Source organism: Sorangium sp. So ce836 (assembly GCF_028553905.1).
GTDB lineage: Bacteria > Myxococcota_A > Polyangia > Polyangiales > Polyangiaceae > Sorangium > Sorangium cellulosum_D.
Genome location: NZ_CP102233.1, coordinates 1,702,254 through 1,716,080 on the forward strand (window position 1 = coordinate 1,702,254; position 13,827 = coordinate 1,716,080).

The following is a 13,827-nucleotide window of genomic DNA, read 5'->3' on the forward strand; positions in this document are numbered from 1 at the left end:
GAAGCTCGGTCTCGTCCCGCAGATCCGGCACGCTCGACCCGGATTCGAAGAGGAGGGACAGGAAATTGATGGATGCCCGCCCCCCGGCGGTGCTCGGCGCTTCGCGCCTCCGCGCCGCCGGCCCCTCCCAGGTCCCGCGCTCCGCGCGGGACGGGAGGGGTGCGTCTCTCGTCACCACCTCCCACACCTCGATCACCCGTCGCGCTCGATCGGCTCCGCGCGAGGTCGCCATGCCTCACGCGCGCCGCCTCGGCGTCTCGAGGCTGCGCGCTCATTTCATCAACGGTCCGACTCCGCGGCGACATGGCTCGTCGCAGGCGACGCCTCCTTTACCGGTGCATCCATCGTGGGGGGGCACCTCCGTGCGCGACGGACGCAGGTGCACCGTCAGTCCAAGCGTCTCCCCCGCCGTCATCTCGATGACATGCCGTGTCGGCATGTAGCCCGCGAGGTCCGTACGGATCTCATGCCGACCCGGCTCCAGGAACACCGTATACAAGAGCGGGCTCCGCCCCCTCACGCATCCATCGACCGTCACCTGTGCGCCTTCCGGCTCTGTCACCAGGTTGAGGGTCACGATCCTGGCCAGCACTTCGTTCAGCCTCACCGAGGCCTGCTCCAGCAGCGCCGTCTCCTCGGGCGTCGGCTCCACGGACGAGGACTGCTGCGCTGGCTCGGTGCTGTCCGCTCTCGAGTAGCTCGTGCGCTCCTCCGCCTGCGTCGTCCGCTCCGCGAGCGTTTCCTGCAGCGACAACGACGGGTGCATCGGCGTTGCCGTGGCATCCCCGGACCGAACGGCGCATCCGGCGAGGGAAGCTCCGGCGGCCATCACGAGGATGCCGAGCCGTGGCGTGGAGAGATGAGAGATGCCCGCGCCCCGGCGATGCTCGGCGCGTTGCGCCTGTGCGCCGCCAGCGCCTCCCGCATCCCGCATTCCGCCCGCTGCGAGAGTGGATGCCTTGCTCGCTACCTTGATGATCAACGTTCTCATCGCTGCCCTCATCCCACGCGCTGCCTTCGATACACCGCGCTCTGCAGCATGCCGCACCTCGTTCCCTGCGGACACCGAGATCGCGCGCTCCACACGGCGCTCGGCATGGCCGCACCGGGGCGCTCCCGCAGCCGCGCGGCCGTGCTCGGCTTGTCCGCGTGGTCCACGCGCACGCTCACGCGCGGCTCTCGCGGCGGGGGCCCTTGCCTCGTCCTCTCCCACGCGGCGTACGCCTGCCAGTACGCCTGTACCTCGTCGCGCAGGTCGGGCTCGACGTACACCACGCCCGTCTGGAAGGCGGGGTGACCCGCGGGCGGGCTCGCTCCTGGCGCGGGGCTCGCCGGCGCGCCCGCGCCCGCCTCACGGCCTCCGCGCTCGTCCCGGTCCGTGAGTTGGATTGATCCGGACAAGAGAGAGAAGAGTAAGAGGAGCAGGGGAATGACAGATGCCCACCCCCGGCCCGTGCTCGGCCCTTCGGGCCTGCGCGCGGTCCGCCCCTCCCAAGTCCCGCGCTCCGCGCGGGACGGGAGGGGTACGTCCGTCTCCGGCGCCTCGGCCGTCCACGCGAGCGACAGCTCCAGCCGCAGCATCGTGTCGCAGTCGCGCACGTCACCCGCCTCCGAGGCGCGCCAGCACGCACGTCACGTTGTCCGGCCCTCCGTGCTCGTTGGCGAGGTCGACGAGCAAGCTCGCCGCCAAGCCCAGGTCGCGATGGGCCTTGAGAATGCCGGCGATCTGCCCTTCGGGTACCGGCCCCCACAGCCCGTCCGAGCAGACGAGGAAGATGTCTCCCGGCGCCGTCGCCTCCACCCGCGACTCGATGGCCACGCTCTCGTCGCACCCGAGCGCCCGCGTCACCGCGTTGGCCCGGTCGCTCAGCGCTTCGATGGCCGCGAGGGCGCCGTCGCCGTCGCGCAGCAGCTCCTCCAGCAGTGTGTGATCGCGCGTCAGCCGCTCCAGTTTCCCGCCGCGCATCCGGTAGACGCGCGAGTCACCGACATGGGCGATGTACGCCATGCCCGCCCCGAGCAGCACGCCCGCGAAGGTCGTCGCCATGCCGCGCACCTCGTCCTCTTGCTGGCTCGTCTCGTAGATCACGCGATTGGCGCGGCGCACGCTCATCACCAGGCGCACCTCGTCCCGGTTGTGCGGCCTCGCCGTGCCGTAGGGCCACGTGTCCTCGAGATCGTCGTCCTCCTCGATGCAGCTCTTGACCACTTCGATGGCCATGCGCGACGCGACCTCGCCGGCCGCGTTGCCGCCCAGGCCATCGGCCACCATGAACAGCCCGAGGCAAGGCAGCGCCGCGAAGCTGTCCTCGTTGTGGCTGCGGCGGCGGCCCACGTCTGATTGCGCTGCCGCCTCGATGGCGAGCTGCGGATACACGATCGTCCTCCTCGCGCGCTCGTCGCCAGGACGAGCCGAGCCATGGCGCGCTGCGCAGCGCTGCGCAGCGCGCCGGGTCATTTCTCTGGGGCAGCGCGCCGCGGCGCTGCCGCGGGTCGTCAGCGCACGCGGTCCGTCAACGCAGCGCTCGCGTGCTCTCCGGAAAGGGCGCCTGTACGGCGGCGCCCCTCGATCACGTCATTTCGGGCTCGGGCCGCGGCGGTCGAACGAGCTTCAGGTGCCGCGGCATGCCGCCGCTTCCGCTGGCGCTCCGTGGCGGGCTGCCGGATGCCGTCGCGTGCTCGTCGTCGTCCCGCACGAACCAGTCGGGTCGCGTCTTCGAGGGCGGCGCGAGAGCCTCGACGGCCTCTCCGCGGGCGGCGCGCTCCGCTCTGCAGCAAACGCAGTAGCGCTCCGGGTCCCAGTCGATATCCTCGAGGCCCATCTTCCGCACCCACGACAGCTCCCACATCAGCGTCGGGCTGACGTGGATCACGTTTCCCGAGCGACGCATGCCGCTGCTGCGCAACCACCGACGCTTCGACATGGGCGCACCTCTCGCGCAGAGGGCGCCCATCTTGCTGCCGATGAAGCTGCTCGCCAAGCGCTGTCCCGGCGAAATCCGTGACGCTGCGCGGACTTACGCCTGGCCTCGTGGAATCGTCACGAAAAAACATGATGGCGCTCACTGCCCGCAGCCTTTGCCCGTCGCGAAGTCCCAGCAGCTTCCGGCGTTCCCCGGCGCGCCGGCGCTCTCCTGCGGGCCGCCGGGCGCGGCGCTGCCGCCGTCGCCGGGCGTGCCGGGGGCGAACTGCACCGCCGGCGCGTCGCTCGGTGTCGCGGCATAGGCGATGCCTATGGCGTGGCCTCCTCGGCCGCCGGCGCCGGGGCCGCCGGCTCCGCCTCGGCCGCCTCGACCGCCATCGCAGCCGGGGATGGAGGGGGGCTTATCCGATGCGGTGCCACCGGAAGCACCGGCGCCGCCGTTGGCCCCGTTCTGCCCGTCAGCTCCATTTCCCCCCTTGCCGGCCCTGCCTACGGCAACGGTCACCTCGGTCAGCACCAGCTTCGTGCCGAGGCTGAGGATGCCGACGCTCGACCCGCCGGCCTTGCCGCCGCCTCCACCTTTCCCGCCGCATCCCCCAGCACCGCCGCCGCCGCCGCTGGCGCCGGGGCCCTCCACGATTTCCGCGCCTGGCTGGCAGAACAGCCCCGCCTTCGCGCCGCCGCCGCCACCTCCCCCTTGACCACGGGTGCCGTTCATGCCCTTGCCGCCGTCGCCGCCTGCGATGCCGTCCAGCGTCAGCGTCGTGCTGCTGCCCGCGTCACCTGCGATGCCGGCATCGCCGCTCTTGCCGTCCTCGCCACGCCTGCACTCACCCGCCGCATCCGTTTGGCCAATGCCGCCGAGCCCGCGGTTGTTCGGGTTCTCCTCCGGCAGCGGCGCGCCGTCCTCCCCGCGCTGCCCGTTGCCGTCATCGATCCCCGGGCTTCCACCGCGCCCGCCGGGACCGCCGCTCGTCTCGCCGTCCTCGCACGTCGTCACGCCGGCCTCGCCGCCGAGGACGAGGGCGCACGCGTTCGACACCGCCCCCGCCGGCGCTCCTGGCTGCGGCGCCCCCATCGGCGTCTCGCCCTTCGCACCGTCCATCCCGTCGCCCGCGGTCACGTCCACCTGCGCGAGCTCCGCCTCCACATCCGCCACGGCCACGCCGATCGACGACCCGCCCGGCACGGTCGCGCTCGCCGCGCGCACCGCGAAGCTCCGCACCTTCGCCCCGCTCGCGCCCTCCGCCAGCGTGAGCGCGATCTCGTCCGCGGGCGCCTCGATCTCGCTCCGCGCTGTCTTGCTCCACGTCCATCTCGCGCCGCAGTCGAAGCCCCCGATCACCTCGACCCCCGCTTCGATGGTCACGCTCTCCGCGAACGCCCCGCTCGCGCACGCCAGCACCCGCTTGCCGTTCGCGTTAGCGATCGCCTCCGCGAGCGACGCGTACGGCTTCGCCCTGGTGCCGTCGCCGCCCGGCTTCGCGCTCGCGCTCGCGAACACCGCGCAATCCTCCGTCACAGTGCTCGCATCTTGCGTCGGGTCCGCATCGCACGTCGGGCTCGCGTCGCCGCCGGCGCCACCAGCGCCGGAACTGCAGTCCGTGTACGTGTTCTCGCAGTTGTAGTTCAAGGGGAACGGGAAGCACCCGGCCACGTAGATTCCCGAGCTCATCGCCAGCGCGACGAGCGCCCATGCACAGCACGAAGCACGACGCATGCTCTTGTCTCCTTGCTCCATCGTGCCTGTTCAGAGTGAACCGCTTACGGAGAGCCCCAAGTTGCTCGTACCGATGAGCGGCGCCAGCCGCATACGCGCCTGCGGCGTTGACGAGGGCCGCGTCATCATCCCGTAGACCAGGGTTCCCACACCGATGGCGCCAGCGCCGACGAAGCTGAAGAACGCCGCATTGGTGAAGTTAACGCGAGCTTCGTACGCTTCTCGCAGGTCGACGCATGCAGGTGCTCCGCCGGTGCGAGGGCATGGAGCGGCGTCCCTGCGCGCCAGCGCATCCCGCTGCTCTTCCGCGTCGCTGGCGCTCGTGTTCGCCAGCACGGTGAACACCACGCCCGCGACCGCCGCCGCGCCCGCCGTCGCCGCGCCGCCGATCAGCAGCGCCGTCCTCGGTCCGCGGGCGTGCTCCTCCGCGCCGCGGGCCAGCGGCGCGACGGTCGTCGCTGGCAGCTTCGGCGGCGGCGCGCTCCCCGCCCTCTTCGTGAGCTCCAGCCCGTTCTCGATCGTGCCGCCGGCGCTGAGCTGCACCGTCATATCCTTCGTCTCGTAGTCCTCGTGCCTTACCGAGATCGTGTGCGTCCCCGGCTCGACGAACAGCGGATCCGCGAGCGGCGTCTGCCCTCGCAACGCGCCGTCCACGAACACCTGTGCCCCGTCCACGTCCGTGCGCACCACCAGCGTGCCCACCTTCGCCTGCGCCTCCGCGTACATCGCCGCGCCACGCCGCCGCTCCGCCGCCGTGCTCGTCGCGTCCTCCGCCATCTCGCGCACGTACCTCGCGAGGTGCTCGGCGGCGTCGCGGTACCGGCCCAACTTGAGCTCGGAGGCGCCCAGGTTCCCGCGGATCGTGTAATGGGGGTTTAGCGACAGCGCCGCCAGGAACGCGGCCCGCGCTTCGGCCCAGCGGTCTCGCGCGAAGGCGTCGACGCCCTCCTTGAACAGCTTCCGAGCCTGCTGGGTCATCGCGGCGACCTCCGCCTCGTGGGGCGCAGCGTTCGGCTGTGCCCTGCCGGGCGCGGTCCACGAGAGCAGGGCGAGAAAGCCGGCGACGGAAGCGATACGTCGAATGTGCCTGCGCATGATCAGAACTTCGGCTCCGTGTGGGGGGCGCTCTTGGCCGGTAGATCGAGGGACTCGTTGGTGCTGGCCGCAGGCGTCGGTGATGGTATCTCGGCCGACGAGTTGGCCGCCGCTGCGGAGGCGACGGGGGCCTGGGGCGGCGTGTCGGCCGTCGTCACGGGTGAAGGCTGCCGCCTCGGCGGCGGCGCCGCGGGCGCCCTCGGCGCCGGCGCGTGCGTCTCGGGAGCGGGCCTCCGGCGCGCAGCGCTCGCGGCTTCAACTCGATCCGGCGCCGCGCCAGGCGCAGCGCGTTCGACGGACGCCTCCGACGTCGCGCCGACGGGCGCGCTCTCCGCGACGGCGGCCGCCGCGCTCGCCGCGCGCTGGTCGCTCGTCGCCGCGTCGCTCGCCGCTGCCGCGCCGCTCGCCGCCGGGTTGCTCATCGCTCGCTCGCCGCTCGCTTCCGCCGCTCCCCGCGCCGCCGCGCTCTGCGCGGGCGCCGCGCTCTGCGCCGGCCCTCGCTCCTTCACACCGCACATCGCCGCGGCCCCGATCCCCGCCACCAGCGCCAGCGCTGCCACGGCCGTCGCGGCGCGCCGTGCCTTCCCCGGCCCGGCCGCCGCCTCGTCCTTCTCCTCGGCCGCCGCGCTCCCCGGCCGGCGCGTCGACGGCAGCGCGCTCTTGTCGATCACCGCCGCCGCCGCCTCGTCCCCCGCGCAGCTTCTCCCGCCGGCGCTCTTCCCGCCGGCGCTCTTCTCCGCGGCGCTCTTCTCCGCGGCGCTCTTCTCCGCGGCGCTCTTCTCCGCGGCGCTCTTCCCGCCGGCGCTCTTCCCGCCGGCCCCTCGCGCCGCGTCCTCTGGCGCCATCGCCTCCCGCAGCCGCGCGGCCGTGCTCGGCTTGTCCGCGTGGTCCACGCGCACGCTGACGCGCGGCTCTCGCGGCGGGGGCCCTTGCCTGGTCCTCTCCCACGCGGCGTACGCCTGCCAGTACGCCTGTACCTCGTCGCGCAGCTCGGGCTCGACGTACACCACGCCCGTCTGGAAGGCGGGGTGACCCGCGGGCGGGCTCGCTCCTGGCGCGGGGCTCGCCGGCGCGCCCGCGCCCGCCTCACGGCCTCCGCGCTCGTCCCGGTCTGCGAGCTGGATTGATCCAGAGAAGAGAGAGAAGAGAGAGAAGAGGAAGAGGAGCAGGGGAATGACAGATGCCCACCCCCGGCCCGTGCTCGGCCCTTCGGGCCTGCGCGCGGTCCGCCCCTCCCAAGTCCCGCGCTCCGCGCGGGACGGGAGGGGTGCGTCCGTCTCCGGCGCCTCGGCCGTCCACGCGAGCGACAGCTCGAGCCGCAGCGTCGTGTCGCAGTCGCGCACGTCACCCGCCTCCGAGGCGCGCCAGCACGCACGTCACGTTGTCCGGCCCGCCGTGCTCGTTGGCCAGATCGACGAGCAAGCTCGCCGCCAGACCCAGGTCGCGATGGGCCGTGAGAATGCCGGCGATCTGCCCCTCCGGCACCGGCCCCCAGAGCCCGTCCGAGCAGACGAGGAAGATGTCGCCCGGCGCGGTCGCCTCCACCCGCGACTCGAGTAGCCGCTCCGCTGACCGCGTCTTTCCCCTGGCCAGATTCGGTTGCACGCTACGCGACGCCAGATGAGGGCCGTGCCCTCGCCGAGCGAAGAGGAGCGAGCGATGCCAGGAAGCAGGGAGCTGGTACAGCTGCGTGCAGAGCTGTCGAGGTATCGAGAGCAGAAGAGCCGTGGGAAATTCCCGAGCGAGCTGCGGGAGCGAGCCGAGGCCTACGCCAAGGCGCGCTCCCGCTCGGGGGCAACACCGACCGAGATCGCCACGGAGCTCGGTGTCCACAAGATGACTGCCGACCGATGGGTGGCTGACGGTGAGCGCGCAGACGAGGGTGCGTCGCCAAGAGCCCCCAAGGCGGCTCAGCAGATTCCGTTCCTACCCGTCGTGGTGCGCCCGGAGCGCCGCGAGGCGCCGCCTTTGCGGCTCAACGTCGCGTTTGCCGACGGGACGCGGATGCAGGTATGTGGGATAGGCGCGCGCGAGCTCGTGGAAGCGCTCGAAGCGTTGCGGAGGGGACGGTGACCCCCGCGACTATAGCCGTCTATCTGGCGGTCGGTCCAGTGGACTTGCGTGGTGCGTTCGACCGGCTCGCCGCGATCACCCGGCAAGTGCTGTGCCTGGACCCGGCCAGCGGCGCGCTGTTCTTGTTCCTCAACAGGAGGCGTAACCGGCTCAAAGCCCTTTGGTGGGATCGCAATGGATACACGATCTTGTATAAGCGTCTCTCGAAGGGTGCATTTGCTCTGCCTTCGTTCACCGAGGCCGACGGCAGGTGTATCGAGCTGTCAGCACAGGACTTCGCGCAGCTGCTCGCCGGTCTGCCTGTAGAAGAGCTGGCAAGCCGCCGCCGGCTGGTCCACTGAGGCGTCTGCGCCGGCGCTCGTTCACCGCGCTGCCGGCGCCAGCGCGGCCCGATGGCGGCCGGCGCAGCCGGATGCGGAGATGGAGCAGGGCGCGCGCTGCATCGCGCCCGAAGACCTCGCGAGAGCGCGCCGCCGATGGCGCACCATGGCGGCCCTGCATTCCCGCCTTCGACGAGAAATTCTCATCGAAAACAGCGAATTTTCGCTGCATAAGGTACTTGTCAAGAGCAAGCGCAGGGGGCATCCATGGCGCGCCTTGACCTCGACGACACGCCCCGGTGAGACCGCGCTGCCGCAGTCGACGGAGGCAGAGCGCCTTGACGGCGCGGCGCTCGTGCTCGGCTATCTCCAGGCCAGGGGACAAGGACAGGGGAGCCCCGCCGGCCCCGCGTCGGTGGTCGACGCGCTGCTCCGGCGGGTGCAGGAGCTCGAGGCGAGGCTGGCCGAGCTCTCGACGGCGGAGCAGCAGGCCCAAGAGCTCGCTCGCACCGTCGCGTCGCTCAAGGCGTACAATCAACAGCTGCAGGAGACGATTCGGACCCTGGAGATCGGATTCCGGCGCCACGTCTCCGAGCAGGTCTCGCCTGACCAGCTGCGGCTTTCGCTGGCCGGAGAGCCAGATGCCTGTCCGGCTCCGACTTCGTCGCAGGCCGAGAGCGTCGACGCCGCGCCCGAAGTGGACCCGGGCGAGGCCAGCGGCCCGCCGCCGGGCTCCGCGAGCCCACCGGAGCACGCGGGGACGGCAGAATCCTCCTCCGGCTCCGATCCCGGAGGTGGCAAGCCAGTCAAGCGCCACGAGCACGGGCGCCGCCGCATCGGTGTCATTCCGAGGGTGATCATCGAGTCGCTGCCGCAGGAGGTGCTGCTCAAAGGCCTCGAGCGCTTCGAGCGTGTGGGCGCCGAAGACAGCTCGAGCATCGGCTACCGGCGTGGCGGCCTCCTCGAGCTCGTCACGCGTCGCCTCAAGTACGTGGCCAAGGCGGAGGCACCGGCGGCGAGCAGCGCAGCTGAAGAGGCGCCGGCTCCTTCGCCAGCCGCCGGGCCGGCCTTGAATCACGAGCGCGGCGAGCCGCTCGTCGTGCGGGAGCACGAGCTCCTGGGGATCCCCGCGGACACGTCCTTCAAGCAAAGCCCCTTCGTCGACGGCGTCCTTGTACGCTACACGCCCGAGTCGGACGCTGCGGAGGACAGCGGACCGGTGAAGATCGCGTCGCTGCCGGAGCGCCCGATCGACAGGTGCCTTGCCGATCCGAGCCTCTTGGCCCACCTGTTCGTCCACAAGCTCGACTACCACACGCCCTACTACCGGCAAGAGGTGGAGTCGGATCGCCACGGCTTCCGCATCGGCCGCGGCAACATGACCCGCTGGCAGTACGATTGTGGTGGCATCGCGATGCGCATCGCCGATGCTATCTGGAGCGACGCGCTCTCGAGGTCGTGGTTCGCCATGGATGCGACGGGCACCGCCATCCGGGCCAAGGACAAGCACCGCTATGGGCATGTCTTCGTCCTGGTCGCGCCGGGCGATGGGGTGCTGTTCCGCTATACACCGACGTACGACGGGCCCACCGTCGCGAAGCTCTTCGGCGGCTACCAGGGGACGCTCGTCGCCGACGCCTCGGCCAACCACAACGTGCTGTTCGGGCCGGGCAAGGCGCGTGAGGCCGGCTGCTGGAGCCATGCACGAAGGCGCTTCTTCAAGGCGTTCAAGGCCGGGGCGGGCAAGGAGGCGGCGTTCGCGCTCCAGACCCTCCAGGCGCTCTTCCGCGTCGAGCAGGAATGCGCCCTGTGCAGCCCGGACGAGCGCCTCGAGATCCGGCAGCGCAAGTCCGCACCGCTGATTGAGAAGCTCTTCGCCTGGGTCGAGGCGCAGCGGCAGGTCGTCCCCGAGCATTCGCCGTTGCGCGAAGGGCTGGTCTATCTGCACAACCAGAGGGAGGCGCTCTGCGAGTTCCTCTCCAACGGGGAGATCCCCATCCACAACAATGCCTCCGAGAGGGCTCTGCGCCGCGTCGTCAAGGGACGGCGCAACTGGCTCTTCCACGGCAGCGACGAGCACGCTGTCCGGTCTTGTGCCATCACGTCGCTCATCGCGACTTGCCAGATGCACGGGTTCGACCCCGAGCTCTACTTGCAGGAGATCCTGACCGTGGCTCCGAGCTATCCGCTCAGTCGCATCCTCGACCTGAGTCCCAAGAACTGGGTCGCGACGCGACAACGCCTCATCGCCGAAGGGCGGCTCAAGTACCTGGACCTGGCTCGGATCACCGGCTCGCGGCTCGCCTTCCGCGACCGCTGATCGCGCCGCGTCGCCCGCATCCGCCGCGCCCACAGCGCTCGTCGCGTCCGGAGCGGTCGAGGCCGGCGCGCGTCCTTTCCGCGCCGAGGTGCGTCGGCTCGTCGAGCCGGTGCTGTCGTCGCTTCGCCCGGCCGCCGTCGAGCTCGTCGTGGCGGGGCGCCTCCGGGTCGCTTCGCTTTGGCGCTGCTTGTCCGCGCCTCGGGTCGGCCGCCGTCCGCCCTCCTGCTCCGCGGACGGCTGGGCGGCGCTCTTGCGGCGCCCCACGCCTGCGGGCTCGGCTGCTCCCGCGCGCTCTTCCTGGCCGGCCGCGCGACGCGGGCGCCCCTTCGCGCGGGCGGGGACGTCCTCGCGGCCTTGCCACGCGACATGCGGCGCGGACAGCTTCAGCACCGCCGTCATCAGGCTCGGGACTTCGACGCCTGCGTCCCCGCTCCGTCGCTCCGTCATCGCACCGCGACTCTACGCACGGGGCCGCCTTCCACAAGCTCGCTTCAGAACGCGCTCTGCGGAGCGGCTACCGACTCGATCGCGACGCTCTCGTCGCACCCGAGCGCCCGCGTCACCGCGTTGGCCCGGTCGCTCAGCGCCTCGATGGCTGCGAGCGCGCCGTCGCCGTCGCGGAGCAGCTCCTCCAGCAGCGTGTGATCCCGCGTGAGCCGCTCCAGCTTGCCATCCCGCATCCGGTAGACGCGCGAGTCGCCCACGTGCGCGATGTACGCCATGCCCACCCCCAGCAGCACGCCCGCGAAGGTCGTCGCCATGCCGCGCATCTCGTCCTCTCGCTGGCTCGCCTCGTAGATCGCCCCGTTGGCGCGCCGCACGCTCATCACCAACCGCACCTCGTCCCGGTTGTGCGGCCTCGCCGTGCCGTACGGCCACGTGTCCTCGAGATCGCCGTCCTCCTCGATGCAGCTCTTGACCACCTCGATGGCCATGCGTGATGCGACCTCGCCGGCCGCGTTGCCTCCGAGTCCATCGGCCACCATGAACAGCCCGAGGCAGGGCAGCGCCGCGAAGCTGTCCTCGTTGTGGCTGCGGCGGCGGCCCACGTCTGACTGCGCTGCCGCTTCAATGGCGAGCTGTGGATACACCTTCGTCCTCCTCGCGCGCTCGTCGCCAGGACGAGCCGAGCCAGGGCGCGCTGCAAGGGCAGGGCGCCGGGTCATTTCTCCGGGGCAGCGCGCCGCGGCGCTGCCGCGGGTCGTCAGCGCACGCGATCCGTGCTCACAGCGCTCGCGTGCTCTCCTGAAAGGGCGCCGCTCGTGCGGCGCCCCTCGATCACGTGTCCTCGGGCTCGGGCCGCGGCGGTCGCACGAGCTTCAGGTGCAGCGGCATGCCGCCGCGTCCGCTGGGGCTCCGTGGCGGGCTGCCGGACGGCGTCGCGTGCTCGCCATCGTCCCGCATGAAGCAGTCGGGCCGTGTCTTTGACGGCGGCGCGAGAGCCTCGACGGCCTCTCCGCGTGCGGCTCGCTCCGCTCTGCAGCAAACGCAGTAGCGCCCTGGGTCCCAGTCGATGTCCTCGAGGCCCATCTTGCGCACCCACGACAGCTCCCACATCAGCATTGGGCTCACGTGGATCACGTTGTCCGCGCGACGCATGCCGCTGCTGTGCAACCACCGACGCTTCGACATGGGCGCACCTCTCGAGCTGAGGAGGCCCATCTTGCTGCTGATGGCGCTGCTCGCCAAGCGCTGCCTCGATGACATCCCTGACGCTGCGCATCCTTACGTCTGACCTCGTGGAATCGTCACGAAAAAACAGGATGGCGCTCACTGCCCGCAGCCTTTGCCCGTCGCGAAGTCCCAGCAGCTCCCGGCGCTCCCCGGCGCGCCGGCACTCTCCTGCGGGCCGCCGGGCGCGGCGCTGCCGCCGTCGCCGGGCGTGCCGGGGGTGAACTGCACCGCCGGCGCGTCGCTCGGTGCCGCCGCATAGGCGATGCCAACGGCGTGGCCGCCTCGGCCGCCGGCGCCGGGGCCGCCGGCTCCCCCTTGGCCGCCGTCCCCGCCTCGGCAGCCGGCGGAACCACCGAGGGACGACGGGGTACCACCGGTGCTGCCGCTGCCCCCAACTGCACCGCCTCTTCCGCCGGCGCCATCTCCCCCCTTGCCCGCCTTGCCCACCGCGACGGTCACGTCCATCAGCACCAACTTCGTGCCGAGGCTGAGAATGCCGATGCTCGACCCGCCGGCCTTGCCGCCGCCTCCTCCTTTCCCGCCGCACCCGCCGGCCCCGCCGCCGCCGCCGCTGGCGCCGGGGCCCTCCACCGGGGCCGCAGCGGGCCCGCAGAACAGCCCCGCCTTCGCTCCTCCGCCGCCACCTCCCCCTTGACCTCGGGTGCCGTTGATGCCGTTGCCGCCGTCGCCGCCTGCGATGCCGTCCAGCGTCAGCGTCGTGCTGCTGCCCGCGTCACCTGCGATGCCGGCATCGCCGCTCTTGCCGTCCTCGCCACGCCTGCACTCACCCGCCGCATCCGTTTGGCCAATGCCGCCGAGCCCGCGGTTGTTCGGGTTCTCCTCCGGCAGCGGTGCGCCGTCCTCCCCGCGCTGCCCGTTGCCGTCATCCATCCCCGGGCTTCCACCGAGCCCACCCGCGCCGCCGAGTGTCTCTCCGTCCTCGCACGTCGTCACGCCGGGCTCGCCGCCCCGAACCGCCGCGGGCAGCTCGCACGCGTTCGACGCGCTCGTCGCCGGCGCGCTGGCGCCAGCCTGCGGCGCCCCCATCGGCGTCTCGCCCTTGGCGCCGTCCATCCCGTCGCCCGCGGTCACGTCCACCTGCGCGAGCTCCGCCTCGATGTCCGCCACCGCCACGCCGATCGACGAGCCGCCCGCCACGGTCGCGCTCGCCGCCGTCACCTGGAAGCTCCGCACCTTCGCCCCGCTCGCTGCTTCCGTCAGCGTGAGCGCGATCTCGTCCGCGGGCGCCTCGATCGCGCTCCGCGCTGTCTTGCTCCACGTCCATCTCGCGCCGCAGTCGAAGCCGCCGATCACCTCGACCCCCGCGCTGATCGTCACGCTCTCCGCGAACGCCCCGCTCGCGCACGCCAGCACCCGCTTGCCGTTCGCATTGGCGATCGCCTCCGCGAGCGACGCGTACGGCTTCGCCCTGGTGCCGTCGCCGCCCGCCTTCGCGCTCGCGCGCGCGAACACCGCGCACTCCTCCGTCGCCGTGCTCGCGTCCTCCGTCGGATCGGCGTCGCACACGGCGTTGCTGCCGCCACCACCGGTTGCGCTGCTCGTCGGGCGGAAGTGCTCGCACGTGAGCATCAGCTCGCAGTCGTTGTGGATATCGAACCAGAGCCCATCGCAGCCAACGGCGGCGATGACGAACGCCGTGGTTGCCGTGAGCGCCTGCATTCGTCGAAGTCTCACGAAGTGA

At 71.9% G+C, this 13,827-nt stretch carries 14 protein-coding genes; 4 read left to right on the forward strand and 10 right to left on the reverse strand.

Annotation, left to right across the window (positions count from 1 at the left end; genetic code table 11):
• Positions 1-271: 271 nt before the first annotated feature.
• The 6 genes from NQZ70_RS06320 to NQZ70_RS06345 form a co-directional block, all read right to left on the reverse strand.
• Entirely contained in the window at positions 272-991 is a 720-nt protein-coding gene (locus NQZ70_RS06320) for a PEGA domain-containing protein (RefSeq protein WP_165373814.1), read from the reverse strand.
• An 8-nt stretch (positions 992-999) separates the two neighbouring features.
• Positions 1,000-1,599, reverse strand: a complete 600-nt coding sequence (locus NQZ70_RS06325) for a hypothetical protein (RefSeq protein WP_165373815.1) — start codon at positions 1,597-1,599, stop codon at positions 1,000-1,002.
• Position 1,600: 1 nt separating this feature from the next.
• Positions 1,601-2,377 (reverse strand): PP2C family serine/threonine-protein phosphatase, encoded by a 777-nt coding sequence (locus tag NQZ70_RS06330; protein WP_129573412.1) that lies wholly within the window; start codon positions 2,375-2,377, stop codon positions 1,601-1,603.
• Between the two features lie 193 nt (positions 2,378-2,570).
• Positions 2,571-2,924 (reverse strand): hypothetical protein, encoded by a 354-nt coding sequence (locus NQZ70_RS06335; protein WP_237245086.1) that lies wholly within the window; start codon positions 2,922-2,924, stop codon positions 2,571-2,573.
• Positions 2,925-3,062: 138 nt separating this feature from the next.
• On the reverse strand, positions 3,063-4,643 hold the full coding sequence (locus NQZ70_RS06340; protein WP_237245087.1) for a hypothetical protein: 1,581 nt from the start codon (positions 4,641-4,643) through the stop codon (positions 3,063-3,065).
• A gap of 30 nt (positions 4,644-4,673) precedes the next feature.
• Complete coding sequence (locus NQZ70_RS06345) at positions 4,674-5,738, reverse strand: PEGA domain-containing protein (RefSeq protein ID WP_129573414.1); 1,065 nt, start codon at positions 5,736-5,738, stop codon at positions 4,674-4,676.
• 57 nt (positions 5,739-5,795) lie between these two features.
• Between NQZ70_RS06345 and NQZ70_RS06350 the strand changes: the two genes are divergently transcribed.
• Positions 5,796-6,770 carry a hypothetical protein gene (locus NQZ70_RS06350; RefSeq protein ID WP_165373817.1) on the forward strand — a complete coding sequence of 325 codons (975 nt, stop codon included), beginning with the start codon at positions 5,796-5,798 and terminating at the stop codon, positions 6,768-6,770.
• 312 nt (positions 6,771-7,082) lie between these two features.
• Here NQZ70_RS06350 and NQZ70_RS06355 read toward each other — a convergent pair whose 3' ends face one another.
• A complete protein-coding gene (locus tag NQZ70_RS06355) occupies positions 7,083-7,343 on the reverse strand; it encodes a PP2C family serine/threonine-protein phosphatase (protein ID WP_237245088.1) in 261 nt (86 codons plus the stop codon).
• Positions 7,344-7,397: 54 nt separating this feature from the next.
• Here NQZ70_RS06355 and NQZ70_RS06360 point away from each other — a divergent pair, with 54 nt between their 5' ends.
• The 3 genes from NQZ70_RS06360 to tnpC all read left to right on the forward strand — a co-directional run bounded on the left by NQZ70_RS06360 (position 7,398) and on the right by tnpC (position 10,451).
• On the forward strand, positions 7,398-7,811 hold the full coding sequence (locus tag NQZ70_RS06360) for a helix-turn-helix domain-containing protein (RefSeq protein WP_129572567.1): 414 nt from the start codon (positions 7,398-7,400) through the stop codon (positions 7,809-7,811).
• Positions 7,808-8,152 carry an IS66 family insertion sequence element accessory protein TnpB gene (tnpB, locus tag NQZ70_RS06365; protein WP_165373740.1) on the forward strand — a complete coding sequence of 115 codons (345 nt, stop codon included), beginning with the start codon at positions 7,808-7,810 and terminating at the stop codon, positions 8,150-8,152. The genes NQZ70_RS06360 and tnpB overlap by 4 nt, the downstream gene beginning before the upstream one ends.
• Before the next feature lie 256 nt (positions 8,153-8,408).
• The gene (gene tnpC, locus NQZ70_RS06370; protein WP_165373741.1) at positions 8,409-10,451 is read left to right on the forward strand and encodes an IS66 family transposase; all 2,043 of its coding nucleotides are present in this window, start codon (positions 8,409-8,411) and stop codon (positions 10,449-10,451) included.
• Between the two features lie 491 nt (positions 10,452-10,942).
• Here the strand turns inward: tnpC and NQZ70_RS06375 are convergent, their stop codons facing one another.
• The 3 genes from NQZ70_RS06375 to NQZ70_RS06385 form a co-directional block, all read right to left on the reverse strand.
• Positions 10,943-11,542: a PP2C family serine/threonine-protein phosphatase gene (locus tag NQZ70_RS06375; protein WP_237245089.1), complete on the reverse strand. Its 600-nt coding sequence runs from the start codon at positions 11,540-11,542 to the stop codon at positions 10,943-10,945.
• Between the two features lie 187 nt (positions 11,543-11,729).
• Entirely contained in the window at positions 11,730-12,083 is a 354-nt protein-coding gene (locus NQZ70_RS06380) for a hypothetical protein (protein ID WP_237245090.1), read from the reverse strand.
• A gap of 138 nt (positions 12,084-12,221) precedes the next feature.
• On the reverse strand, positions 12,222-13,820 hold the full coding sequence (locus NQZ70_RS06385) for a hypothetical protein (protein WP_324293046.1): 1,599 nt from the start codon (positions 13,818-13,820) through the stop codon (positions 12,222-12,224).
• Positions 13,821-13,827: the final 7 nt, after the last annotated feature.